The 23,400-nt window shown below is 73.8% G+C and carries 18 protein-coding genes; 8 read left to right on the top strand and 10 right to left on the bottom strand.

What is annotated here, in order from left to right; all coding sequences use genetic code 11:
* Positions 1-17 precede the first annotated feature (17 nt).
* The 3 genes from IEW90_RS06985 to IEW90_RS06975 all read left to right on the top strand — a co-directional run bounded on the left by IEW90_RS06985 (position 18) and on the right by IEW90_RS06975 (position 3,517).
* The gene (locus tag IEW90_RS06985) at positions 18-1,385 is read left to right on the top strand and encodes an MFS transporter (protein WP_188717419.1); all 1,368 of its coding nucleotides are present in this window, start codon (positions 18-20) and stop codon (positions 1,383-1,385) included.
* Between the two features lie 114 nt (positions 1,386-1,499).
* On the top strand, positions 1,500-2,414 hold the full coding sequence (locus tag IEW90_RS06980) for an NAD(P)-dependent oxidoreductase (protein ID WP_188717417.1): 915 nt from the start codon (positions 1,500-1,502) through the stop codon (positions 2,412-2,414).
* The gene (locus tag IEW90_RS06975) at positions 2,414-3,517 is read left to right on the top strand and encodes an alcohol dehydrogenase catalytic domain-containing protein (RefSeq protein ID WP_188717415.1); all 1,104 of its coding nucleotides are present in this window, start codon (positions 2,414-2,416) and stop codon (positions 3,515-3,517) included. Before IEW90_RS06980 ends, IEW90_RS06975 begins: the two co-directional genes overlap by 1 nt.
* A 309-nt stretch (positions 3,518-3,826) precedes the next feature.
* Here IEW90_RS06975 and IEW90_RS06970 read toward each other — a convergent pair whose 3' ends face one another.
* Complete coding sequence (locus tag IEW90_RS06970) at positions 3,827-4,261, bottom strand: hypothetical protein (RefSeq protein ID WP_188717413.1); 435 nt, start codon at positions 4,259-4,261, stop codon at positions 3,827-3,829.
* 50 nt (positions 4,262-4,311) lie between these two features.
* Positions 4,312-5,394, bottom strand: a complete 1,083-nt coding sequence (locus IEW90_RS06965) for an alkaline phosphatase family protein (RefSeq protein ID WP_188717411.1) — start codon at positions 5,392-5,394, stop codon at positions 4,312-4,314.
* An 82-nt stretch (positions 5,395-5,476) separates the two neighbouring features.
* Here IEW90_RS06965 and IEW90_RS06960 point away from each other — a divergent pair, with 82 nt between their 5' ends.
* Positions 5,477-7,909, top strand: a complete 2,433-nt coding sequence (locus IEW90_RS06960; protein ID WP_188717408.1) for a DNA gyrase/topoisomerase IV subunit A — start codon at positions 5,477-5,479, stop codon at positions 7,907-7,909.
* Positions 7,910-8,073: 164 nt separating this feature from the next.
* On the opposite strand, the gene IEW90_RS06955 is transcribed toward IEW90_RS06960, so the two are convergent.
* Entirely contained in the window at positions 8,074-10,152 is a 2,079-nt protein-coding gene (locus IEW90_RS06955) for a DNA gyrase/topoisomerase IV subunit B (protein WP_188717406.1), read from the bottom strand.
* 253 nt (positions 10,153-10,405) lie between these two features.
* Between IEW90_RS06955 and IEW90_RS06950 the strand changes: the two genes are divergently transcribed.
* Positions 10,406-10,627, top strand: a complete 222-nt coding sequence (locus IEW90_RS06950; protein WP_373284731.1) for a DUF7455 domain-containing protein — start codon at positions 10,406-10,408, stop codon at positions 10,625-10,627.
* An 83-nt stretch (positions 10,628-10,710) separates the two neighbouring features.
* Here the strand turns inward: IEW90_RS06950 and IEW90_RS06945 are convergent, their stop codons facing one another.
* The 6 genes from IEW90_RS06945 to IEW90_RS06920 all read right to left on the bottom strand — a co-directional run bounded on the left by IEW90_RS06945 (position 10,711) and on the right by IEW90_RS06920 (position 17,022).
* Complete coding sequence (locus IEW90_RS06945; protein ID WP_308421867.1) at positions 10,711-11,499, bottom strand: amino acid ABC transporter ATP-binding protein; 789 nt, start codon at positions 11,497-11,499, stop codon at positions 10,711-10,713.
* Positions 11,489-12,145 carry an amino acid ABC transporter permease gene (locus IEW90_RS06940; protein WP_188717403.1) on the bottom strand — a complete coding sequence of 219 codons (657 nt, stop codon included), beginning with the start codon at positions 12,143-12,145 and terminating at the stop codon, positions 11,489-11,491. The genes IEW90_RS06945 and IEW90_RS06940 overlap by 11 nt, the downstream gene beginning before the upstream one ends.
* A gap of 83 nt (positions 12,146-12,228) precedes the next feature.
* Positions 12,229-13,065, bottom strand: a complete 837-nt coding sequence (locus IEW90_RS06935) for an amino acid ABC transporter substrate-binding protein (RefSeq protein ID WP_188717401.1) — start codon at positions 13,063-13,065, stop codon at positions 12,229-12,231.
* A gap of 105 nt (positions 13,066-13,170) precedes the next feature.
* The gene (locus IEW90_RS06930; protein ID WP_188717398.1) at positions 13,171-14,535 is read right to left on the bottom strand and encodes an RNA polymerase sigma factor; all 1,365 of its coding nucleotides are present in this window, start codon (positions 14,533-14,535) and stop codon (positions 13,171-13,173) included.
* Positions 14,536-14,756: 221 nt separating this feature from the next.
* Positions 14,757-16,091 carry an MFS transporter gene (locus IEW90_RS06925; protein WP_188717396.1) on the bottom strand — a complete coding sequence of 445 codons (1,335 nt, stop codon included), beginning with the start codon at positions 16,089-16,091 and terminating at the stop codon, positions 14,757-14,759.
* A 10-nt stretch (positions 16,092-16,101) separates the two neighbouring features.
* Positions 16,102-17,022 carry a PAC2 family protein gene (locus IEW90_RS06920; protein ID WP_229679530.1) on the bottom strand — a complete coding sequence of 307 codons (921 nt, stop codon included), beginning with the start codon at positions 17,020-17,022 and terminating at the stop codon, positions 16,102-16,104.
* Positions 17,023-17,104: 82 nt separating this feature from the next.
* On the opposite strand from IEW90_RS06920, the gene IEW90_RS06915 reads away from it, so the two are divergent.
* The 3 genes from IEW90_RS06915 (at position 17,105) to sucB (ending at position 21,954) form a co-directional block, all read left to right on the top strand.
* Entirely contained in the window at positions 17,105-18,553 is a 1,449-nt protein-coding gene (locus IEW90_RS06915; RefSeq protein WP_188717394.1) for a leucyl aminopeptidase, read from the top strand.
* Between the two features lie 136 nt (positions 18,554-18,689).
* Complete coding sequence (gene lpdA / locus IEW90_RS06910) at positions 18,690-20,063, top strand: dihydrolipoyl dehydrogenase (RefSeq protein WP_188717392.1); 1,374 nt, start codon at positions 18,690-18,692, stop codon at positions 20,061-20,063.
* A gap of 22 nt (positions 20,064-20,085) precedes the next feature.
* The gene (gene sucB / locus IEW90_RS06905; RefSeq protein WP_188717390.1) at positions 20,086-21,954 is read left to right on the top strand and encodes a 2-oxoglutarate dehydrogenase, E2 component, dihydrolipoamide succinyltransferase; all 1,869 of its coding nucleotides are present in this window, start codon (positions 20,086-20,088) and stop codon (positions 21,952-21,954) included.
* On the opposite strand, the gene IEW90_RS06900 is transcribed toward sucB, so the two are convergent.
* Positions 21,951-23,312 carry a hypothetical protein gene (locus IEW90_RS06900; RefSeq protein WP_188717388.1) on the bottom strand — a complete coding sequence of 454 codons (1,362 nt, stop codon included), beginning with the start codon at positions 23,310-23,312 and terminating at the stop codon, positions 21,951-21,953. The two genes, sucB and IEW90_RS06900, sit on opposite strands and share 4 nt — an antisense overlap.
* Positions 23,313-23,400: the final 88 nt, after the last annotated feature.

The following is a 23,400-nucleotide window of genomic DNA, read 5'->3' as shown; positions in this document are numbered from 1 at the left end:
CCTACAAGGAGGTAGGCATGACAGCACCAGCGCACGACACGAGGCGCGACAACTCGCGCAAGGGCCTCGGCCGTGTCGTCACCGCAGCGATGGCGGGCACCGTCGTCGAGTGGTACGAGTTCTTCCTGTACGCGACGGCGGCGACGATCGTCTTCAACGTCATCATGTTCCCGCCGTCGGACGACCCGTACGCGCCCATCATCGCCGCGTTCCTGACCTACGCGGTCGGCTTCGTCGCGCGCCCGCTCGGCGGCATCGTCTTCGGCCACTTCGGCGACAAGTTCGGCCGCAAGAAGCTGCTCCAGTTCGCGATCATCCTCGTCGGCGTCGCAACCTTCCTCATGGGCTGCCTCCCGACGTTCGACCAGATCGGCTACTGGGCTCCCGCGCTCCTCGTGCTCCTCCGCTTCGCCCAGGGCTTCGCCGTCGGCGGCGAGTGGGGCGGCGGCGTGCTGCTCGTGGCCGAGCACTCCCCCAACAAGGAGCGCGGCTTCTGGTCGTCGTTCCCGCAGGCGGCGGTCCCCGCCGGCAACCTGCTCGCGACGGTCGTGCTGCTCGTGCTGCAGTGGACGCTGTCGGACGAGGACTTCCTCGGCTGGGGCTGGCGCATCGCGTTCTGGCTCTCCGTCGTGATCGTCGGCGTCGGCTACTACATCCGCACCCGCGTCGAGGACGCGCCGATCTTCCAGTCGGTCCGCGAGGAGGTCGCGGAGTCGAAGGCGCAGTCGTACGGCGTGCTGGAGGTGCTGAAGCGCTACCCCAAGGGCGTCCTGACGGCCATGGGCCTGCGCTTCGCCGAGAACGTCCTCTACTACCTGGTGGTCACGTTCTCGATCGTCTACCTGCGGACGTACCTCGAGTACGACGTCGCGCGCATCCTCGGCCTGATGGCGATCGCCCACGTGGCGCACTTCATCTTCGTGCCGATCGTCGGCCGCTTCACCGACACGCTCGGCCGCAAGCCGATCTACCTGGTGGGCGTGCTGCTCGGCGCGACGTGGGGCTTCTTCGCCTTCCCGATGTTCGAGTCGGGCAACGACATCGTCATCCTCGCCGCGATCATCATCGGCCTGCTGTTCCACGCGTTCATGTACGCCGGACAACCGGCGATCATGGCCGAGCTCTTCCCGACGCGCATGCGCTACTCGGGCGTCTCGCTCGGCTACCAGGTCACGTCGATCGTGGCGGGCTCGCTCGCGCCGATCATCGCGACGGCGCTGCTCGGCGAGTTCGAGAGCTCGATCCCGGTCGCGCTCTACCTCGTCGCCTGCTGCGTCATCACGCTCATCGCTGTGCTGGCGCTCAAGGAGTCGAAGGGCATCTCGCTCCACGACGTCGACGACGCCGACCGCGAGCGGCTGCTCGCCGAGAAGGGCACGGTCTGACCCCCACGCGGGTCGATCGGCACCGCTGATCGAGGGCGGGCGGCGAGGGCGACCTCGCCGCCCGCTCCCGTCGGCACGGATAGCGTGGCACCACACCAACGAAGGGAATCGACGATGACGTCAATCGCCTGGATCGGGCTCGGCAACATGGGAAGCCGGATGTCCGCCCACCTCGTCTCCGCAGGCCACGAGGTGCGCGGGTACGACGTGGTGGAGGCGCTCCGCGAGCGCGCCGCCGAGCACGGGGTCGTGCCGGTCGGCTCGGTCACCGAGGCCGTGGAGGGCGCGGAGGTCGTCATCCTCTCGCTCCCGAAGGGCGACCACGTGCGCGAGGTGCTCGCCGGCGCCGGCGGCGTGCTCGAGCACGCCGCGCCGGGCACGCTCATCCTCGACACCTCGACCGTCGACGTCGAGACGTCGGCCTGGAGCCACGGGCAGGCCGGCTCCCGGGGCTTCCGCTTCGTCGACGCGCCGGTCTCCGGCGGCATCCAGGGCGCGGCCGCCGCGACGCTCACGTTCATGCTCGGCGGCGATGAGGCCGATGTCGAGGACGCCCGTGCGATCGTGACCCCGATGGCGGGGAACGTCTTCGCCGTGGGCGAGGCGACGCACGGCATCGCGGCGAAGCTCGTGAACAACATGATGCTCGGCATCTCGATCCTCGCGATGAGCGAGGGCTCGCAGCTGGCGAAGCAGCTGGGGCTCGACCCTAAGGCCTTCTTCGACGTGGCCCGCGTCTCCTCGGGCGACTCCTGGGCGGTGCGCACCTGGTACCCGGTGCCGGGCATCGTGCCCGGCTCGGCGGCGAACGAGAACTTCGACGCCTCGTTCTCGGCGATGCTCTGCCACAAGGACGTCGCGCTCGCGGTCGCGGGAGCCGAGGCGACGGGCGTGAAGGTGCCCGCGGCCACGCTGATCCGCGACCAGCTGCAGCGGCTGCTCGACGAGGACCTCGGCGGCAAGGACTGCACGCTCGTCGTGCGCGAGGCGAGCCCCGACGGCGGCGTCGAGGGCTGGGACGGCCGCTGATGCGGATCCGCGGCGCCGTCCTGCGCGAGATCGGGGCGGCGCGGCCGTTCGCGGAGACGCGGCCGCTCGACCTGGCGGAGCTCGAGCTCGACGAGCCGGGGCCGGGCGAGCTGCTCGTGCGCATCGAGGCGGCGGGCCTGTGCCACTCCGACCTCTCGGTCGTCGACGGCGCGCGGCCGCGGCCCGTGCCGATGCTCCTCGGCCACGAGGCGGCGGGGATCGTGGAGGCCGTCGGGCCGGGCGTCGACGACGTGCGTGTGGGCACGCGCGTCGTCACGACCTTCCTCCCTCGCTGCGGCGAGTGCGCCGCGTGCGCGACCGACGGCAGGCTGCCGTGCGAGCGCGGCTCCGCCTCGAACGGCGCGGGCGAGCTGCTGAGCGGCGGCCGGAGGCTGCACGAGGGCGGGGCCGAGGTGCACCACCACCTGGGCGTCTCGGCGTTCGCGACGCACGCGGTCATCGACCGCCGCTCGGTCGTGCCCGTGGGCGACGACGTGCCGCCCGCGGTCGCGGCCGTGCTCGGCTGCGCGATGCTCACGGGCGGCGGCGCCGTCGTCAACGCCGGGCGGCCCCGCGAGGGCGACGACATCGTCGTCGTGGGGCTCGGCGGCGTCGGCATGGCGGCGCTGCTCGCGGCCCGCTCGCTCGGGCTCGGACGGGTCATCGGCGTCGACGCCGTGCCCGCGAAGCTCGACACCGCTCGCGAGCTGGGCGCCGACCTCGCGCTCACCCCCGACGAGGCCGTCGAGCAGGGGCTGCGGGCGCCGGTCGTCGTCGAGGCGGCCGGCCACCCGAAGGCCTTCGAGACCGCGCTCGCGCTCACGGCGCCGGGCGGCACGACCGTCACCGTCGGGCTGCCGCACCCGGACGCCAAGTCGTCGCTCTCGCCGCTCGTCCTCACGGCGGAGGCCCGCACGGTGATCGGCTCCTACCTCGGCTCCGCGGTGCCGGCGCGCGACATCCCGCGCTACGAGCAGCTGTGGCGCGAGGGGCGCCTGCCCGTCGAGGCGCTCGTGACGAGCGAGATCGGGCTCGAGGACCTCAACGAGGCGCTCGACACGCTCGCCGACGGCCGCGCGATCCGGCAGGTCGTGCGCCTGTAGGAGCCTCTCGACCCCGTCGAGCATCGGGGACCCGCTCGCGCGGGTCCCCGATGCGCGAACGGGTCCGGTCGCGCTAGCGGCGCCGGCCGCGGCCCCGGCCGCCGCTGCGGCCGCGGTCGCTGCGGTCGGCGAGCTTGTTCGCGACGAAGCCCGCGAGGGCCGTGACGATCGTGGTGATGAGCCATCTGCGCATGGTGCGCCTCCCTGGTGCCGGCGCCGGACGGTCCGGCTCGTCCCCCAAGCCTCCACGAGCCGCCTGAGCGCGCGGTGGGTCGCCGCGCGCACCCTCCGCTCGCGCCCCCGACTCCATCAGGGCCGGGCCGCGTCCGCGTCCGGGCGCCAGCCCTCGGGCCCGCCAGCGCACCGGAGGTCCCACGCGCCCGCGTCATCGACCCGCTCGGCGAGCTCGGGCGGCACCGCGGCCGCCTCGAGCGCCGGCGAGCCCTCCGGGTAGCCGCAGAGGCCGACGACCACCCAATCGTCGAACTCCGGCCCGGGAGGCCCGCCGAGCGTCAGCCGCTGGCTCGAGAGCCCCATCGCCATGCCGGCGTCGAGCAGCGCCAGGGTGCCTTCCGGGAGCGCAGCGCGGAGCTCGCCGACCGTCGATGCACCCCGTGCGCCGATCGCCTCGATCTCCTGCGCGGTGAGCGTCGGCGGCGGCGGGGTCGGTGCGCACCCGGCGAGTGCGACGCCGGCGACCGCGAGCACGAGGAGGGCGGAAGCGGTGCGGCGTCGGGGGCGCATGCGGGGAACGTAGCGGAGCATCCCTCGGCTCCTCGGTGCCGAGTCGCGCATCACGCGAAGGCCCCGAACCGGCGCAGCGGCACCCGCAGCTCGTCGGGCGTGAGCGAGCCGTGCTGGCCGACCATGCCGCGCGCGGGGTCGGCCTCGTCGAGGTACAGCGCGCACCGGCCGCGCGCCGCGACGACGACGTCGCCGAAGCGCGGCGCCACGTCGTGGTCGAGCGCGCCGAGCCAGCCGGCGGCCACGACCTCGTCGCGCGTCGCGACCCATCCGGCGTCCTGGATCCAGTCGCGCCAGCGTGCCGCGAGATCCGCGGCGTCCTCCCCCTGGCCCACGTGCAGCTGCAGGCAGCGGGGCTCGCCCGCGACGTGCGCGACGCCGTCGAGGAGCGTCGGCGGCACGATGAGGTGCGCGCTCTCCGGCACGTCGACCATGCCGTGGTCGGCCGTGGCGAGCAGCCCGACGTCGCGCGGCAGCGTGCGCAGCAGGCCGGCCAGCAGGCCGTCGACCTCCTCGAGCGCGTCGACCCAGGAGGCGTCCTGCCACCCGCGGTCGTGGCCCGCGCGGTCGAGCTCGGGCACGTACAGGTACACGAGCGAGCGCTCGCGGGCCGCGTCGGCCGCGAGCTCGAAGCGGTCGGCCATCGTGCGCCCGCCCCGGTACTCGGCGCCGCGCAGCACCCCGCGGGTGAACCCGGAGGTCGCGTGCTTGGGCTCGGCGATCACGATCGACGGGGTGGTCTCGAAGAGGGTGGGCCTCCGCTGCCAGGTGGCCGGATCCATCGCGCCGCCCCAGTCGCGCAGCTGGTTGCGCACGCCGACGCCCGGCACGAGCGCGTCGTAGCCGACGATGCCGTGCTCGCCCGGGAGCGCGCCGGTCGTGAGCGATGCGAGGGCGGATGCGGTGGTGGTCGGGAAGCCGGCGTCCAGCGAGCCGCCGGGCGCGGTCGCGAGCGTGCGCGCGTGCCCGGAGCGCTGGCCGAGCTGCGCGGCGCCCAGCCCGTCGACCACGAGCACCACGGCGCCGGCGACCCGCGGCAGCCGCAGCGCGCCGCCCTCGCCCCGCATGGCGGCGGCGGCGCTCGAGAGCACGTCGGCGAGCGCGGGGGCATCCTGGCGGCGTACGGGCAGCATCCTGCGACGCTACCGGCCTCCGCCCCGCTCCGGTGCGCCTGTCGGCCAGGGCGGCGCGTCGTCGGTAGCGTTGCGAGAGCCCATGAACGCCACGCCCCCCATCGACAGCACCGCCGAGGACCTCGAGCGGATCGACGACATCGATCTCGCGAGCGAGATGCAGGACTCGTTCCTCGAGTACGCGTACTCCGTCATCTACGCCCGCGCGCTCCCCGACGCCCGCGACGGCCTGAAGCCCGTGCAGCGCCGCATCCTCTTCCAGATGGCCGAGATGGGCCTGCGCCCCGACCGCGGGCACGTGAAGTGCGCGCGCGTCGTCGGCGAGGTGATGGGCAAGCTGCACCCGCACGGCGACTCCGCGATCTACGAGGCGCTCGTGCGCCTCGCGCAGGACTTCACGCTGCGCCTGCCGCTCGTCGACGGGCACGGCAACTTCGGCTCGCTCGACGACGGCCCCGCCGCGCCCCGCTACACGGAGGCGCGCCTGGCCGCCGCGGGCCTGTCGCTCACGGAGGGCCTCGACGAGGACGTCGTCGACTTCGTCCCCAACTACGACAACCAGTTCCAGCAGCCCGACGTGCTGCCGGCCTCGTACCCGAGCCTGCTCGTCAACGGCGCCGCCGGCATCGCGGTCGGCATGGCCACGAACATGGCGCCGCACAACCTCGTGGAGGTCGTGCAGGCCGCGAAGCACCTGCTCGCGCATCCGCAGGCGACGACGGCCGACCTCATGCGGCACGTGCCCGGGCCGGACCTCCCCGGCGGCGGCATCATCGCCGGCCTCGACGGCATCCGCGACGCGTACGAGACGGGCCGCGGCTCGTTCCGCACCCGCGCCCGAGCGTCGATCGAGCGGCAGGGCCGCAAGACGCAGATCGTCATCACCGAGCTGCCGTACCTCGTCGGCCCCGAGCGGGTCATCGAGAAGATCAAGGACGGCGTGCAGGCGAAGAAGCTGCAGGGCATCGCCGATGTCCAGGACCTCACCGACCGCAAGCACGGCCTCCGCCTCGTCATCCCCGTGAAGACGGGCTTCGACCCCGAGGCCGTGCTGCAGCTGCTCTACCGCTACACGCCCCTCGAGGACGGCTTCTCGATCAACGCCGTCGCGCTCGTCAAGGGTGTGCCGGAGACCCTGGGCCTCAAGGACCTGCTGCGGGTCTACCTCGACCACCGCGTCGGCGTCGTGCGTCGCCGCACCGCGTTCCGCCTCGCCCGCAAGCAGGAGCGCCTGCACCTCGTCGAGGGCCTCCTCATCGCGATCCTCGACATCGACGAGGTCATCCAGCTCATCCGCTCGAGCGACGACGCCGAGCAGGCCCGCACGCGCCTGCGCGACGTGTTCGACCTCTCCGAGCCGCAGGCCGAGTACATCCTCGAGCTGCGCCTGCGGCGCCTCACGAAGTTCTCGCGCGTCGAGCTCGAGGCGGAGGCCGACGAGCTGCGCGCCGAGATCGCCGAGCTCGAGCGCATCCTCGGCTCCGAGCAGGTGCTGCACGACCTCGTCGCGCACGAGCTCGACGAGGTCGCGGAGCGCTTCGGCACCCCGCGCCGCACCGCGCTCACCGAGGGCGGCGCCACCCCGACCCGCGGCAAGGCCGCGGCCGTGCAGGCGGAGGTCGCGGACGCGCCGACGACCGTGATCCTCTCGGCCACCGGCCGCCTCGTGCGCGTCGACGGCGAGGAGCCCATCCCCGTCCCCACGCGCCGCAGCCGCCACGACGCCATCCGCGGCGCCATCCGCACGACGACCCGAGGCGCCTACGGGCTCGTGTCGTCGTCGGGCGTCGTGCACCGCCTCACGCCGCTCGACCTGCCCTCGGTGCCGCCGGCGTCGATCGGGCTCACCGCCGGCCTCAAGCTCAAGGACCTCGTGCAGCTCGGCCGCGGCGAGGAGGTCGTCGGCATCGTCGACGTCGCCGACGAGTCGCCGTGGCTCGTCGCGACCGCCCAGGGCGTCGTGAAGCGCGTGAAGCCGGCGGAGCTCCGCGACCGCGAGGGAGAGTCGCTCATCGCGCTCAAGGCCGGCGACCGCGTCGTGGGCCTCGCCCCTGCACCCGACGACGACTGGATCGTGCTCATCACCTCCGACGCGCAGCTGCTGCGCTTCCAGGCATCCGCGGTCAACCCGCAGGGCCCCGGGGCGGGCGGCATGAAGGGCATCGGCCTCAAGGGCGGCGCCGCCGTCCGCTTCGCCGGCGTCGTCGGCGAGGAGGCGGAGGTCGTCACCGTCACCGAGACCGCCGAGACGCTCGCGGGCCTCGACGAGCCGCGCGTGAAGGTGTCGGCGCTCGAGGAGTTCCCCGCCAAGGGCCGCGGCACGGGCGGCGTCGCCGCGCACCGGCTGCTCAAGGGCGAGGTGGGCATCGCGCTCGCCTGGGCCGGCGCCGCTCCCCTGGCGGTCGGCGCCGACGGCTCGCAACGCCAGCTGCCGCCCGGCGGCGCGCCGCGCACGGGCTCGGGCGTCGCAATCGACGGCGCCATCGGCGCGATCGGCAGCCGCCTGGGCAGCTGAGCTCCGGCGCCCTGCTCGAACGGTCGCTCGTGCCGCGAGCGGCCATCGAGCGGTCACGAACGGCGGGCGCGACGGCCGGCGGACGACCGCCCGCGACCGCTCAGCGGCTCGCGCGGGCGGGAGCGACCGCTCGGTCGCACCGCCGGCAGCGCCGGCGCACCGGGTCAGACGTCGATGCGCTCGCGGTCGGGCTGCGAGGTGACGATGAACTCGCGGCGCGGGGCGACCTCGTTGCCCATGAGCAGCTCGAACACCGAGCTCGACCGCTCGGCGTCGCCGATGGTCACGCGGCGCAGCGTGCGGCGCGCGCGATCCATGGTCGTCTCGGCCAGCTGGTCGGCGTCCATCTCGCCGAGGCCCTTGTAGCGCTGGGGCGGCTCGACCCAGGTCTTGCCGGCCTTCTTCAGCCGCGCGAGCACGCCGTGCAGCTCGCGGTCGCTGTACGTGTAGACGAACTCGTCGGGCTTGCCGCGGTGCTTCACCTGGATGCGGTGCAGCGGCGGCACGGCGGCGAACACGCGGCCGTCCTCGATGAGCGGTCGCATGTAGCGGTAGAAGAGCGTCAGCAGCAGCGTGCGGATGTGCGCACCGTCGACGTCGGCGTCCGAGAGCAGGATGACCTTGCCGTAGCGCGCGGCCGAGAGGTCGAAGGTGCGACCGGAGCCCGCGCCGACCGACTGGATGATCGCGGCGCACTCGGCGTTGCCGAGCATGTCGGCCATCGAGGCCTTCTGCACGTTGAGGATCTTGCCGCGGATGGGCAAGATCGCCTGGAACTCGCTGTCGCGCGCCGGCTTCGCGGTCCCGAGCGCGCTGTCGCCCTCGACGATGAAGAGCTCGGTCTGCGCGACGTCGTTCGAGCGGCAGTCGACGAGCTTCGTCGGCAGCGACGACGACTCGAGCGCCGACTTCCGCCGCGCGGTCTCCTTGAGCGAGCGCGCCGAGATGCGCGCCTTCATCTCGCTCACGACCTTCTCGAGCAGCAGCGCCGACTGCGCCTTCTCGTCGCGCTTCGTGGAGGTGAGGATCGCGCCGAGCTCGCGCGCGATCACCTGCGAGACGATCTGGCGCACGGCGGGCGTGCCGAGCACCTCCTTCGTCTGGCCCTCGAACTGCGGCTCAGGCAGGCGCACCGTGACGACGGCGGTGAGGCCCGCCATGAGGTCGTCCTTCTCGATGCGGTCGCTGCCGGCCTTGAGCTTGCGGGCGTTCGCCGCCACCTGGTCGCGGATGAGCTTGACGAGCGCGGCCTCGAAGCCCGCGAGGTGGGTGCCGCCCTTGGGCGTCGCGATGATGTTCACGAACGTCTGCACCGTCGTGTCGTAGCCGGTGCCCCAGCGCAGCGCCACGTCGACCTCGCACGTGCGCTCCACCTCGCGGCTCACCATGTGGCCCTGCTCGTCGAGCACCGGGATGGTCTCCGAGAAGCCGCCCTCACCCGTCAGGCGCCACGTGCCGGTGATGCCCGCGTCGGGCGCCAGGTACTCGACGAACTCCGAGATGCCGCCCTCGTAGCGGAACTCCTGGACGGTCCGCTCCTCGCCGCGCTCGTCGACGATCTCGATCCCGAGGCCCGGCACGAGGAACGCGGTCTGGCGGGCGCGGCGCGCGAGCTCGTCGGCGAGGAACGCTGCGTCCTTCGTGAAGATCTGCGGATCGGCCCAGTAGCGCACGCGCGTGCCGGTCGTCGCCTTCGCGACACGCCCGACCTTGCGCAGCCGCGACGCATCCGTGAACGGCACGAACGTAGCCTTCGGGTCCGGCCCGTCGGCGTCGAGGAACTCGCCCGGCTCCCCGCGGTGGAAGCTCATCGCCCAGGTGGCCCCGTCGCGGTCGACCTCGACGTCGAGGCGCTCCGACAGGGCGTTGACGACCGACGCGCCGACGCCGTGCAGGCCACCGGACGAGCCGTAGGCGCCGCCGCCGAACTTGCCGCCCGCGTGCAGCTTCGTGAAGATCACCTCGACGCCCGTGAGGCCCGTGCGGGGCTCGACGTCGATGGGCAGGCCGCGGGCGCGGTCGCGCACCTCGACCGAGCTGTCGGCGTGCAGGATCACCGAGATCTCGCGGCCGTGGCCGGCGAGCGCCTCGTCGACGGAGTTGTCGATGATCTCCCAGAGGCAGTGCATGAGGCCGCGCGAGTCGGTCGAGCCGATGTACATGCCGGGGCGCTTGCGCACGGCCTCGAGGCCCTCGAGGACCGTCAGGTGCCTCGCCGAGTAGTCGGATGCCGCGGATGCCATCGGTCCCCTCTCCTGCGCGCCGTGCGCGCCTCCTGCCGGCGCTCCGTCCGGGGACCGGCCCAGGGCCGGCCCGCGCCGGTGCGGCACGCCGCAGGCCAGCCTACGGCCGCCCGGCACCTCCCACCGGCAGGGCGCGCGGATCGTCCTGCGCCTGCGCGCGCGTTCTGCCGCTGGCGAACCGAGGCCGACCTTGCGGGTCTGCGGCCCACGCGCATGGGAGACTGGTGGCCAGGACGAATCAGAGGAGGGCCCTGTGAACGACATCCAGACCCCGACGCTCGAGGTGGACGAGGCGCGAGCCCCGCTCACCGGTCTCGACCGCTGCGACAGCTGCGGTGCCCAGGCGTACGTCCGCGCGACCATGTCGAGCGGCACGCTGCTCTTCTGCGCGCACCACGCCGCCAAGCACCGCGAGGCGCTCGAGCCCGTCGCCACCGTGTGGCACGACGAGACGGCGAAGCTCCACGAGCGCTGAGCCCGTCTCCCCCTGACGCTCACGAGGCCCGCCCCCATCCGGGGCGGGCCTCGTCGCGTGGCGGGCGTCTGCGCGTGGCGGGGTCAGCCGCCGAACGGCCCGCGCATGCGCTGGAGGAACCGCTGCGTGCGCTCGTGCTGCGGCGCCTCGAACACCTGCTCCGGGCTCCCCTGCTCGACGACGACGCCGCCGTCGAAGAACGACACCCGATCGGCGACCTCGTGCGCGAAGCCGAGCTCGTGCGTGACGACGGCCATCGTCCATCCCTCCGAGGCGAGCTCGCTCATGACGGCGAGCACCTCGCCGACGAGCTCCGGGTCGAGCGAGGACGTCGGCTCGTCGAAGAGCAGCATCGACGGCTGGAGCGCGAGCGCGCGCACGATGCCGACGCGCTGCTGCTGGCCGCCCGAGAGCGACGAGGGGTAGGCGTCGGCCTTCTCGCGGAGGCCCACGCGGTCGAGCAGCGCGAGCGCGGCCTCGGTCGCCTCGTCGCGCGACCGGCCCTGCACGCGGATGGGGCCGATCGTCGCGTTGCCGAGCACGGTGAGGTGCGGGAAGAGCTGGTGCTGCTGGAAGACCATCGCGGACGCGCGGTGCAGCGCCGCGCGCTCCCGACGGCCGATGGCGCGGTCGAAGTCGAGCGAGAGGTCGCCGATGCGGAGCGTGCCGGCGTCGGGCGTCTCGAGGCCGTTGAGCGAGCGGAGGACCGTCGTCTTGCCGGAGCCGGAGGGCCCGATCAGCGCATGCACGGTGCCGGGCGCGATGTCGAGGTCGACGCCGCGCAGCACGTGGTTGTCGCCGAACGACTTGTGGAGGCCGCGGGCCGACAGCAGGAGGCCGTCGGCGGGCGGGACGGGCTGGTCAGACGGCATAGCGGTCGAGCCTCCCCTCGAGGCGGTCCTGGCCGAACGCGAGCACGAGGCAGATGACCCAGTAGATGGCGCCCGCGATGGCGTAGAGCAGCAGGAACTCGCCGCTCGGCGCCGCGATGCGCTGCGCGACGCGGAACAGCTCGGTCACGAGGATGAGCGAGCAGAGCGACGAGTCCTTGACGAGCGAGATGAGCGTGTTCGACAGCGGCGGCACCGAGACGCGCGCCGCCTGCGGCAGCACGATCCGCAGCAGCGCCTGGCCCCGCGGCATGCCGATCATGGCCGCGGCCTCCCACTGCCCGCGCGGGATCGACAGGATCGCCGCGCGGATGATCTCGGCCGCGTAGCCGCCCACGTTCATCGACAGCACGATGATCGCGCTCGGCCACGGGTCGAGCGTGATGCCCAGCTGCGGCATGCCGTAGAAGATCACGAACAGCTGCACGAGCAGCGGCGTGCCGCGGATGATCGAGATGTAGGCGCGGGCGACCGCCGAGAGCACGGCGACGCCCGAGATGCGGGCGAGCGCGAGCAGCACGGCGATCGTGAGGCCGAGCGCGAACGACGCGGCCGTCAGCGGGATCGTGCCCTGGATCGCGCCGAGCACGATCGGCCCGATCGACGATCCGATCAGCTCCCAGTCCACGGAGCGACCCTACGCGCTCGCGCCTGGGGCGGACGCCGACGCGGCCCGGGCAGCTGCCCGGGCCGCGTCGTGGATGGCGCTCGTCACGGCTGCGAGACGTCCTCGCCGAAGTACGTCGCCGAGATCTCGGCGAGCGTGCCGTCGGCCGCGAGCGAGGCGAGCGCCTCGTCGATCGCGGCGACGAGCGTCTCGCTGCCGGCGCGGAACGCGAAGGCGTTCTCGCTCGTGTCGTCGGTCTCGGCCGCGACGCGGAGGCCGGTCTCGCCGCCCTGCGCGGTCTCGTAGTCGAGGAACGTGAGGCGGTCGTTGACGGTCGCGTCGACGCGGCCCGCGCGCAGCAGCTCGGCGGCCTGGGCGAAGCCCTCGACCTCCTCGACCTGCGCGCCGGCCTCGGTGGCGACCTCGGCCCAGTTGCTCGTGAGCGACTGCGCGCTCACGCGGCCCGAGAGGTCGTCGAACGACTGGATGTCGCTGTCCTCGGCGACCACGAGCACGCCGGGCGAGTACGTGTACGGCTCCGAGAACTCGTAGCGCTCGAGGCGCTCGGGCGTGATCGAGACCTGGTTGGCGATGACGTCGATGCGGCCGGAGTCGAGCGCGGCGAACAGCGCGTCCCACTGCGTCTCCTGGAACTCGACCTCGACGCCGAGCTCCCCGGCGACCGCCGTGATGATCTCGACGTCGTAGCCGGTGAGCTCGCCCGCGCCGTCCTGGTGGAACGAGAACGGCGAGTAGGTGCCCTCGGTGCCCACGACGAGCGTGCCGGCCTCCTGCACCTGCTCGAGCGTCACGCCGCCCGAGGCGGTCTCGGTCGCGGCGGGGTCGGCGCCGCCCGACGAGCAGCCGGCGAGGGCGACGGCGGCAGCGGCGACGGCCGCGGCGGGGGCGAGCCGGGACACGATGGTGCGGGGGCGAGGCATGAGCACTCCTTCTCGGGGGTATCGACCCATCCTAGAACGCGGCGAGGCCGCCGGGAGATTCCCGACGGCCTCGTGACGCTCCGTGACGCGCACGGATCGTGCGGATCACTCCAGGTAGTCGCGCAGCTGCTGCGACCGCGACGGGTGGCGCAGCTTCGCCATCGTCTTCGACTCGATCTGGCGGATGCGCTCGCGCGTCACGCCGAAGGTGTCGCCGATCTGGTCGAGCGTCTTCGGCATGCCGTCGCCGAGGCCGAAGCGCATGCGGATCACGCCCGCCTCGCGCTCCGAGAGCGAGTCGAGGAGCGACTCGAGCTGGCGCTGCAGCATCGTGAAGCCCACCGCGTCGGCCGGCACGACCGCCTCGGTGTCCTCGATGAGGTCGCCGAACTCGCTGTCGCCGTCCTCGCCGAGGGGCGTGTGCAGCGAGATGGGCTCGCGGCCGTACTTCTGCACCTCGATGACCTTCTCGGGGGTCATGTCGAGCTCGCGGGCCAGCTCCTCGGGCGTGGGCTCGCGGCCCAGGTCCTGGAGCATCTGGCGCTGCACGCGGGCGAGCTTGTTGATGACCTCGACCATGTGCACGGGGATGCGGATGGTGCGGGCCTGGTCGGCCATGGCGCGGGTGATGGCCTGGCGGATCCACCACGTCGCGTAGGTCGAGAACTTGAAGCCCTTGGTGTAGTCGAACTTCTCGACGGCGCGGATGAGGCCGAGGTTGCCCTCCTGGATGAGGTCCAGGAACTGCATGCCGCGGCCCGTGTAGCGCTTGGCGAGCGAGACGACGAGGCGGAGGTTCGCGCCCAGCAGGTGCGACTTCGCGCGCTGGCCGTCGCGGGCGATGCGGGTGAGGTCGCGCTTGAGCTGCCAGTCGAGGTCGTCGCCCTCGAGCGAGAGGCGCTCCTCGGCGAACAGGCCCGCCTCGATGCGCATGGCGAGGTCGACCTCCTGCTCGGCGTTGAGGAGCGCGACCTTGCCGATCTGCTTCAGGTAGTCCTTGACCGGGTCGGCCGTGGCACCCGTGATCTGCGTGGCGGCGGGCTCGTCGTCGTCGCCCGAGAGGCGCAGCGCGCCGGTCGGGAGCTTCTCGACGTGGACCTTCTCGTCCTCCTCGGGCGCCTCCTCCTCGGGGGCCTCGGCGGCGGCGGCCTCCTCGGCCTGCACCTCGTCGACGGGGTCGGCGGCCTTCTTGCGGCCGCCGCGCGCCTTCGGGGCCGCGGTGGCACCATCGGCCGTCGCGGCCTTCGCGCGCGTCGTCTTCGCCTTCGTCGCCGTGGTCTTGGTCGCGGCGGTCTTCGTGGCGGCGGCCTTGCCGGTCGTCGTCTTCGCGGCCGCGGCCTTCGTCGTCGTCTTGGCCGCCGTCTTCGGCGCCGCCTTGGCGGCGGGCTCCTTCGCCGCGCTCGTCGTGGCGGCCTCCGCGGCCTCCGCCTTCGTACGGCGCGTCGCGGTGGTGGTCTCCTTGGCTGGCATGGGTCCTCCGGTCGGTGCGGGCGCCTGCGGGGCGGGCCTCGCGGGCTGATCGAGCGCGGGCGGTCGATCTCGGGGCAGTCGAATGACCCATGTCAAGTCCTGCGCCGGAGCGCGGTCTCGACTGGGTCGGTCTTGACAGTATAGCGCCAGGTGTGGCATAGGCATTCCCGCGTGTCCCCGAAGGGGCCGCGACGGCCCCGCGATGGCCGGCCGGGACGGGCTCAGGCGCGGCGATCCCGCAGCCAGCGGGCGATCGCGCGCCACACCGGCCCGACCTCGATGCCCTCCTCCTCGCGGAGCTGGAGGCGGGTGCGGCGACGCGCGCGCAGGATCATCACGGCGCCGAGCACGAGCACCACGAACTGCACGCACAGCGCGATCCGGAAGCCCGCCCAGTCGTAGAGCGCCGCTTCCTCCCCCGCGTCGAGCCGCGCGTGGTGCACGAGGTCGAGCACGAGGCCGACGACGGGCATCATCGCGAAGCTCGCGGCGAAGCCGCCGACGTTGACGACGCCGTTCGCGGCGCCCAGGGTGCGGAGCGGGTTGAAGGTGCGGGCGAAGTCGAAGCCGACCGTCGACCCGGGCCCGGCGATGCCGAGCACCACGACGAGCACCACGAGCAACCAGGCAGGCGGCCGCTCCGGCCAGCCGACCACGAGCGCCCAGGTGACGACGAGGAGGCCGACGATCGCGAGCACGAGGTTCGACCGCCGGAGCGGGAAGCGCGCGGTGGCGATGCCGATGATCGGGCCCACGACCATGCCCGTCACGACCGTGATCGAGAGGAGCCCCGCCGCCGCCGTGCGCTCGTACCCGAGCCCGTCGACGAGCATCGGGTAGCCCCAGAACAGCATGAACATGTTCGGCGTCGCGAGCAGCGCGAAGTGCGTCCAGAGGCCGAGCTGCGTGCCCGGCCGGCGGAGCGTCGAGAGCAGCCGCGGCCACCAGCCCTGCGGCAGCTCGATCGACCCCGTGGCGAGCGGCGGCTCGCCCTTCGGGGAGTCGAAGACGAGCACGAGCACGAGCACGAGCGCGACCGCGCCGACGATGGCGAGCGAGCCGAACGAGAGCGTCCAGCCGACCTGGTGCAGCAGCCAGGCGAACGGCACGACCGAGAGCAGCTGGCCGAGCTGGCCGGCCGTCGCGGTCCACTGCGACATCTGCGCGACGATCGGGCCTCGGAACCAGCCCGCCTGGAGGCGGATGACGGAGATGAAGGTGGCGGCGTCGCCGAGGCCGACGAGCACGCGGCCGGCGACCGCCACGGGAAGGTCCTCCGCGAGCGCGACGACCAGCTGGCCGGCGGCCATGATCGCCGCCCCGGAGGCGATGAGCACGCGCGGGCCGTAGCGGTCGAGCAGCACGCCGACGGGGATCTGCATCACGGCGTAGACGGCCAGCTGCACGGCGCCGAGCGTCGAGAGCAGGGCCGCCTGCACCTCGAAGCGGGCCGCGGCGTCCGGCACGGCGACGCCGAGCGAGGAGCGGTGCAGGATCGCGGCGATGTACGCGAGGGCGCCGACGCCCCACACCACCCAGGAGCGCGCGCTGTTCATCGGCGCGCGCTCACAGCAGCAGGTCCCCGTCGCCGCTGCGGCGGCCGCGCAGGTACCGCTCCAGCTCCTCCGCGATCTCGTCGGCGCTCGGCAGCGAGCCGTCCTCGTCGGTGAGGGGCGAGCGCACCGACGACTGCGCCATGAACGCGTCGTAGCGCGCCTCGAGCGTCTTCACGACGCGCTGGAGCTCCTCGTTCGTCTCCATCTGCTGCGCGACGAGCTGCTGGAACTCGCGGTCGGCCTGCCGCAGCTCCTCGGTGCGGAACGCGAGCCCCGTCGCGCTCGTCACGCCCTCGAGCGCCGCGAGCGCGGGGCCGGCCGAGCCGGACTCCCCGATGTAGTGGGGCACGAGCACGGTGAACGTCGCGACCGGTGCGGAGAGGTGGAGGCGGTGCTCGATCCGGTGGATCACCGACGCGGGCGCCGAAGAGACGGGCTTCCACGCCGAGTACTGCTCGATGAGCTCGGCGCGGTTGCCGGAGACCGTCGTGGTGAGCGGGCGCGTGTGCGGGACTGGCATGCCGATCGACGCGATGATCGTCGTCGACGCCACCTCGAGCTCGTCGACGAGCTCGAGCAGCCGGTCGGTGAAGCGCTCCCACAGCCAGTCGGGCTCGGGTCCGGTGAGCAGCAGGAACGGCGCGCCGGCGTCGTCCTCGACGAGCAGCAGCGACAGCGAGTGCGGCAGGTACTCCTCGATGTGGTCCTCGTCGAACAGCATCCGCGGCCGGCGCGAGCGGTGGTCGATGAGCAGGTCGGTGTCGAACGCGACCACCGGACGGTGCGGCAGCGTGTCGAGCACGGCCGCGGCGGCGGCCTCGGCTGCCTGGCCGGCGTCGACGAAGCCGTGGATCGCGATGACGAGGTCGAGGCCGCGCGGCACCGTGCCCAGGTCCTCCAGGTCCATGGTCAGGTCGCGCGGCTCGATCACCGCTCCAGCCTAGTGAGCGGCGCCCGCCACGGCGTCCGCCGACGGGCGTCGGCATCGCCGAGCGCCGGTATCCTCGTGCACCATGCCGATCCCCGCGCTCTCCATCATCCCCAGCACCGACGACGCCACCGCCGAGCTCACCGTGCACGGCGTGCTCGGCGGCGACGAGCCGCAGGCGCCGGGCTTCGACCCCGAGCTGCTCGCGGCGCTGGGCGTGACGGGCAAGCGCGAGCAGCTCGTGCGCACCGTCGTCGACGGCCGCCGCATCGCGTTCGTGGGCCTCGGCGACCGCTCGACGCCCCAGCGCCTGCGCGAGGCGGCCGGCGCCGCCGTCCGCGGCCTCCGCGACGTCGCCTCGCTCGCCGTCGCGCTCCCCGTCTCGTCGAGCGACGACGTCCACGCGGTGCTCGAGGGCGCCGCGCTCGGCGCCTACCGCTACGAGGGCCCTAAGAAGCAGGAGCCGCTCGCGCTCTGCGAGATCGCCGTCGTCGCCGGCGACGCCGAGGTCGCCGCGTCCGTCGTCGCCGAGGCGACGATCGCCGCGCAGGCCGTGTGGACGACCCGCGACCTCGCGAACACGCCGCCGAACCTCCTCAGCCCCGGCGCCTTCGCCGACCGCGTCGTCGCGGAGGCCGAGGCGACGGGCCTGTCGGTGACGGTCCGCGACGAGGAGCGCCTGCGCCGCGAGGGCTTCGGCGGCCTCATCGGCGTCGGCCAGGGCTCGAGCCGCCCGCCCCGCCTCGTCACGGTCGAGCACGCCCCCGAGGGCGCCGCGAAGCACGTCGTGCTCGTCGGCAAGGGCATCACCTTCGACTCGGGCGGCCTCTCGCTGAAGCCGGCGGCCTCGATGCAGCACATGAAGTACGACATGGCCGGCGCCGCCGCCGTCTACGCCGTCGCCGTCGCCGCCGCCGCGCTGCACCTGCCCATCCGCATCACCGCGCACCTCTGCCTCGCCGAGAACATGGTCTCGTCGACCTCCACGCGCCCCGACGACGTCATCACCCTCCGCGGCGGCACCACCGTCGAGGTCACGAACACCGACGCCGAGGGCCGCCTCGTCATGGCCGACGGCCTCGTGCTCGCCACCGAGGCGCAGCCCGACGCGATCATCGACGTCGCGACGCTCACGGGCGCGCAGGTCGTGGCCCTCGGCGACCGCGTCGCCGGCGTCATGGGCAACGACGGCGCCTTCGTCGACCAGGTCGTCGCCGCGTGCACCGAGGTCGGCGAGCTCGTCTGGCCCATGCCCATCCCCGAGGAGATGCGGCCGATGCTCGAGAGCCAGGTCGCCGACCTCATGAACGCGAAGGTCGGCAACCGCTCGGGCGGCATGCTGCTCGCGGCCGCGTTCCTCAACGAGTTCGTGGGCGAGCGCGACGGCTCGCCCATCCCGTGGGCGCACATCGACATCGCCGGGCCGTCCATGAACACGGGCGGCGCCTACGGCCACACGCCCTCCGGCGCGACGGGCGCCGCGGTGCGCGGCCTGCTCCGCGTGGTGGCCGGGCTCGCGCGCTCCGCCTCCTGACGCGCTGGGCGAACGCGCCGGGAGCGTCCGACGGCTCGGGATAGGGTTGGCACAGACGCGGCTGCGCACAGGCAGCCCTCCGTCGTGCACAGCCGCGCCCAGCCGTGCGGCATCGGGACCCAGAAGGAGCGAGTGCGTGTCCGATCAGAGCTTTGACATCGTCGTCCTGGGCGGAGGCAGCGCGGGCTACGCCGTCGCGCTGCGGGCCGTGCAGCTCGGCAAGACCGTCGCGATCGTCGAGAAGGACAAGCTCGGCGGCACCTGCCTGCACCGCGGCTGCGTGCCGACGAAGGCGATGCTCCACTCGGGCGAGGTCGCGGACGTCGTGCGCGAGTCGGCCGAGGCCGGCGTCGACGCCGAGCTCAAGGGCATCGACATCGAGCGCGTGAAGGCCTTCCGCGAGGGCATCATCACGAAGAAGTACAAGGGCCTCCAGGGGCTCATCAAGAACAAGGGCATCACCGTCGTCGAGGGCGACGGCCGCCTCGCGTCGCCCACGACCGTCCAGGTCGGCGACCAGACCCTCACGGGCAAGAGCATCGTGCTCGCCACCGGCTCGTTCTCGAAGTCGCTCCCCGGCCTCGAGATCACCGGCAACGTCATCACGAGCGAGCAGGCCCTGCAGCTCGACTGGATCCCGGAGCGCGTGGCCGTGCTCGGCGGCGGCGTCATCGGCGTCGAGTTCGCGAGCGTCTGGCGCTCGTTCGGCGCCGAGGTCACGATCATCGAGGGCCTCCCCCACCTCGTCCCGAACGAGGAGGAGTCCGTCTCGAAGCAGCTCGAGCGCGCCTACAAGAAGCGCGGCATCCAGTTCAAGCTCGGCGCCCGCTTCTCGGGCGTCACGCAGGACGACTCGGGCGTGCACGTCTCGCTCGAGACGGGCGAGACCATCGACGCCGACCTGCTGCTCGTCGCCGTCGGCCGCGGCCCCTCGACGGCCGGCCTCGGCTACGAGGAGGTCGGCGTGCAGCTGGACCGCGGCTTCGTCACGGTCGACGAGACCCTCCAGACCTCGGTGCCCGGCGTCTACGCCGTCGGCGACATCGTCCCCGGCCTGCAGCTCGCGCACCGCGGCTACCAGCAGGGCATCTTCGTCGCCGAGCAGATCGCCGGCCTCGAGCCCCGCATGGTCGAGGACGTCAACATCCCCAAGGTCACCTACTGCGACCCCGAGGTCGCCTCGGTGGGCTACACCGAGGCCAAGGCCAAGGAGCAGTTCGGCGCCGACGCCATCGAGTCGTACGAGTACTCGCTCGGCGGCAACGCCAAGAGCGAGATCGTCGGCACGACCGGCTCGGTGAAGGCCGTGCGCGTCAAGGACGGCCCCGTCGTCGGCATCCACATGATCGGCCGCCGCGTCGGCGAGCTCATCGGCGAGGCGCAGCTCATCGTCAACTGGGAGGCCTACCCGGAGGACGTCGCGCACCTCATCCACGCGCACCCGACGCAGCACGAGTCGATCGGCGAGACGCACCTCAAGCTCGCCGGCACCCCGCTCCACGCCATCTGATCGAAGCCACAGGAGACACGCAATGACCGACATCCAGCTCCCCGCCCTGGGCGAGAGCGTCACCGAGGGCACGATCACCCGCTGGCTGAAGGCGGTCGGCGACGAGGTCGCCGTCGACGAGCCCATCGTCGAGGTCTCGACCGACAAGGTCGACACCGAGGTGCCGTCGCCCGTCGCGGGCACGCTCACCGAGATCCTCGCCGACGAGGACGACACCATCGAGGTCGGCGCCGTCATCGCGCGCGTCGGCGACGCGGGCGACGCGCCCGCCGGCGGCGACGACGCGTCGGAGGCCCCGGCCGCCGAGGCCGCGCCCGCCGACTCCGAGGCCGACCAGGAGGTCGACGAGGAGGCAGCCGCCGAGGCGCAGGACTCCCCCTCGCAGGAGGCCGACCAGGGCGACCAGGGCGGCACCGAGCAGTCGGGCGCCACGCCCGAGGAGGCCCCGCAGGCCGAGGCGAAGCCCGCCTCGGGCGGCGGCACCGACATCGCGCTCCCCGCGCTCGGCGAGTCGGTCACCGAGGGCACGATCACCCGCTGGCTGAAGGCCGTGGGCGACGAGGTCGCGGTCGACGAGCCCATCGTCGAGGTCTCGACCGACAAGGTCGACACCGAGGTCCCCTCGCCGGTCGCCGGCACGCTCACCGAGATCCTCGCCCAGGAGGACGAGACGATCGAGGTCGGCGCGGTCATCGCGCGCGTCGGCGGCGAGGCGGGCGGCAGCGCCCCCGAGGCCGACGAGCCCGCCGAGTCGGACAGCAGCGCGCAGGAGCAGGATGCGGCGCCCGCGCCGCAGGCCGCCCCGGCGGAGCCATCGACCGAGCAGCCCGAGCCCGCGAAGGCCCCCGAGGCCGAGCAGCCGAAGGAGGAAGCCCCGAAGCAGGAGGCCCCGAAGGCAGCCGCGCCCTCGGCCCCCGCGAAGCCCGCCTCGGCTCCGGCCGCGCCCGCGAAGCCGGCAGCGGCTCCCGCGAAGCCGGCGGCCGCGCCCGCGCAGGGCGGCGGCTCGCCGTACGTGACGCCGATCGTGCGCAAGCTCGCGAACGAGCAGGGCGTCGACCTCTCGAGCCTCACCGGCACGGGTGTCGGCGGCCGCATCCGCAAGGAGGACGTGCTCGCCGCGGCCGAGGCGAAGCCCGCGGCCGCCGAGGGCGCCGCGTCGGCGAAGCCCGTCGAGGTCGAGGTGTCGGAGCTCCGCGGCACGCAGGCACCGCTCACGCGCCTCCGCAAGGTGGTGGCGAAGCGCGCCGTCGAGTCGATGCAGCAGCTCGCGCAGCTCACGACCGTCGTGGAGGTCGACGTGACGAAGGTCGCGCAGCTCCGCGAGGCGAAGAAGGCGTCGTTCCAGCAGGAGACCGGCAACAAGCTCACCTTCCTGCCGTTCTTCACGCAGGCGGCGGTCGAGGCGCTCAAGTCGCACCCGATCATCAACTCGACGGACGACGGCGAGCAGATCACCTACCCCGACGTCGAGAACCTCTCGATGGCGGTCGACACCGAGCGCGGCCTGCTGACGCCGGTCATCCGCGACGCGGGCTCGAAGAGCATCCGCGAGCTGACGGCCGACATCGCCGACCTCGCGCAGCGCACCCGCGACAACAAGCTGAGCCCGGACGAGCTCGCCGGCGGCACGTTCACGCTGACGAACACGGGCTCGCGCGGCGCGCTGTTCGACACGCCGGTCGTCTTCCAGCCGCAGCGCGCCATCCTCGGCGTCGGCTCGGTCGTGAAGCGCGCCGTGGTCGTGTCGGTCGACGGCCAGGACTCGATCGCGATCCGCTCGATGGTCTACCTCGCCCTGTCGTACGACCACCGCATCATCGACGGCGCCGACGCCGCCCGCTACCTCGGGCAGGTCAAGGCGCGCCTCGAGTCGGGGCAGTTCGAGGTCTAGTCCTCCCACGCGTCCCGCAGGGTCCATCCGGCCTCGGTGCTCATCACGAGCACCGAGGCCGGTGCCGTTCCGGAGGCGATGCGCAGCAGCCATGCGTCGCCGAGCCGCTGCACGAGCTCCGGCTCGCCGTCGGCGGGCATGCGCCACGGCTCGTCGGCCGCGAGGAGCGGGCTCGCGGGGTCGTGGAGGCCGACGAGGCAGCCGGCGTCGGCCGCGTCGAGGCACGTCTCCCGCTCGGCGAGCAGGGCGACGGTCGCCGCGACCGGATCGTCCTCGACCGCCGCGGTCGCGCCGCTCGACGGCGGCGCCGGCTCCGGGCTCGGCGCCGCCCGCGCCCCGGCCGAGGCGACAGTGGTGACGTCGGGGGCCACGACCGTCGGCGTCGGCTCCAGCGGCGCCGCGGCGCTCGAGCCGTCCGCCGTCGCGGCCAGCCCGCCGGCCAGTGCGAGCGCGGCCGCCCCGGCGCCCGCGGCCAGCCAGAACCGCGGGCGCACCGCGCGGATCGCGGCGGGGGCCCGGCGCAGCAGCGCCGCCGGCGAGCGCAGGAGAGCCCGCGGGCCGCTCGGAGCGCGGGCACCCGTCGCCCCGCCGAGCGCACGGTCGAGCGCCGCGGCCACCGCGTCCCACGCCGCGCGCATCCCGTCGGGCCGCTCGCGCCGCCGCACGGCCACGGGCCGCCGGGGCGCCACCGCCGCCCGGGGCGCGTCGAGCGCGAGCGGCAGCGCCGGCCATGCGGCGAGCAGCGCCGCGCCGGCCGCCGCGAGGTCGCGGTCCGCCAGCGCGCGCTCGACCTCGGACGGCATCGTCTCCCCCGCCGCGCCGAGCAGCGTCTCGGCGAGGGCCCGCCAGCCCGCTGCGTCGCGCGCGACCGCGGCGCTCGACTCCAGCCATGCGGGGTTCGGCGGCGACTGCTCCACCGCCGCGCCCTCCGCCATGAGCAGCGGGGCGCCGTCGGCATCGAGGCGAACCGCCTGCGCCGGGACGCCGCCCGCCGCCGCGCCGACGGCGTGCAGCGCGGCCAGCGCCGCGGCGATCGGGGCGAGCGCCGTCACGGCCTCCCCCGGCTCCGGCGCGCCGCGCGCCAGGAGCCAACCCGCCAGGTCGCGCGGCAGCAGCGGCCGCACGAGCACCGCGCCGCCGTCGTGCGCGACGTCGAGCACCGGCACGAGGTGCGGGTGCGCGGCCGCCGCGACGGCCTCCGCCTCGCGGGCGAGCACCGCATCGCGACCGGCCGCCGCCCGGTGCAGCTCGACGCCCGCGCCGTCGCCGTCGGCGGCGACCCACGCCTCCCGGTCGTCGTCGCGCCGTAGGAGCCGCACGAGGGGATGCCCGGCGATGGTGATGCGCTCGTCGTCCATGCCGGGATGGTGCACCGCGAGCCCCGCCGCGCGTGCCGGAACCGGCCATCCGTGTGGAGAGCGCGGACCTCCCGCCCCGGTATCGTGG

Source organism: Agrococcus terreus (assembly GCF_014645235.1).
Classification (GTDB): Bacteria; Actinomycetota; Actinomycetes; order Actinomycetales; family Microbacteriaceae; genus Agrococcus; species Agrococcus terreus.
Note: the sequence above shows the minus strand (reverse complement) of the source record. Positions and strands in the feature narration are given on the sequence as shown.